The sequence below is a fragment of the Planktothricoides sp. SR001 genome, assembly GCF_001276715.1.
GTDB classification, from domain to species: Bacteria; Cyanobacteriota; Cyanobacteriia; order Cyanobacteriales; family Laspinemataceae; genus Planktothricoides; species Planktothricoides raciborskii.
The window spans coordinates 1-1,365 of the sequence record NZ_LIUQ01000150.1; the positions used below are offsets into that span (position 1 = coordinate 1).

General features: G+C 41.5%; 2 protein-coding genes. Both read left to right on the forward strand.

Annotated elements, in window-relative coordinates; genetic code table 11:
- Positions 1-93 precede the first annotated feature (93 nt).
- Positions 94-480 (forward strand): gas vesicle protein GvpC, encoded by a 387-nt coding sequence (gene gvpC, locus AM228_RS28840; protein ID WP_054470494.1) that lies wholly within the window; start codon positions 94-96, stop codon positions 478-480.
- Between the two features lie 397 nt (positions 481-877).
- On the forward strand, positions 878-1,365 hold a 488-nt coding region (locus AM228_RS28845; RefSeq protein WP_156332145.1), incomplete at its 3' end, for an AAA family ATPase.

Genomic DNA, 1,365 nt, shown 5'->3' on the forward strand with positions numbered 1-1,365 from the left:
TATTTCTACTGTCTAACCCCCAGTCACGGTAAATGTAATGTTTCGACTGGTGATTGGGGTTAATCCATGATCTAGTGTTATTGAGGAAAACCCATGCCTGCTCTCATGGAAAAATTCCGACAGGAGCGTTTGTCAATTGCTGAACAAGTAGCTGAACTCTGCCAAGAGACCCAAGCTTTTCTGTCGGATGCCAAAACTAAAAGGCAACTGCAAGCTGAGGAGCAAGCGATTTTTTTGCGCGAATTTTACCAAAAATTGCAACAAGAAAACCGCGTGTTCTTAACAGCTACCCAAAAAGAACGCCTATCTCAAGCGAAAAAACAAGCGAATTTCCTTCGCCAATTTCACCAAAAATTGCAACAAGAAAACCGTCTGTTTTTAACAGCTACCCAAAAACAACGTTTAGCTCAAGCGAAACAGCAAAAAGAAGATTTGCGTAAATTTCGCCAAGAGTTGTCTATCTATATTTTTGGAAAATAATTCTCCAGGTTAATTCTAACCCGACTCAAGCCTAGAGTAAAAACCCTCTAGTTGCTTTTCCTAGCTAAACTAGAGGGTTATTATTAAGATACAACAATGAGTTTTAGGTCGTACATACACATGACTAATCCTAGCCTACTTTTTTTTTGAAAGACTGAACTCAACTTTTAAAAAGTATAATTCTTGTTCTGGCGGAGCCGGGATTCCTGAAAAGGCTAGTTACCTGTTCCCCTTAGCAGGCAATAACGGTTAGTCTTGCCGCCAACAGATTTGCAAGAATTGTAGGTTAGGTTAGGTAACTATATATCTACGTATTAACACTAGCACACTTTTTTGCAGTTTGTCAACTTTCTCCATCAAACTTCTCAGATTTATTGACGTTTACTAGATTTCAACCATGACAGTTGCTGAACCTCAAACAAGAAGATCCGTCCTCCGCGTTCGCCCTGGTCAATTTGTCGTTACGCCTTCGATTCATCAAATTACAGTCCGGGCATTACGTTACCTGCACTCTGGTTTTTCCATTCATCTGCGTGGCCCTGCCGGAACGGGGAAAACCACACTGGCTATGCACCTGGCCAATTGTTTAGCCAGACCTGTAATGCTGATTTTCGGAGATGATGACTTTACCAGTTCCGATTTAATTGGCAGTCAGTCTGGTTATACCCACAAAAAACTGATGGATAACTATATCCACAGCGTTCTCAAAGTTGAGGACGAACTCAAACACAACTGGGTGGATTCTCGATTGACGATGGCCTGTCGAGAAGGATTTACCTTAGTTTATGATGAATTTAACCGTTCTCGACCCGAAGTTAACAACGTTTTACTCTCTGCCTTAGAAGAAAAAATCCTGACCCTGCCACCGAGTAGTAATCAACCCGA

Excerpts from the sequence above, each read along its gene's own strand:
- gvpC (WP_054470494.1), top strand. The coding sequence starts at position 94 with ATGCCTGCTCTCATGGAAAAATTCCGACAGGAGCGTTTGTCAATTGCT.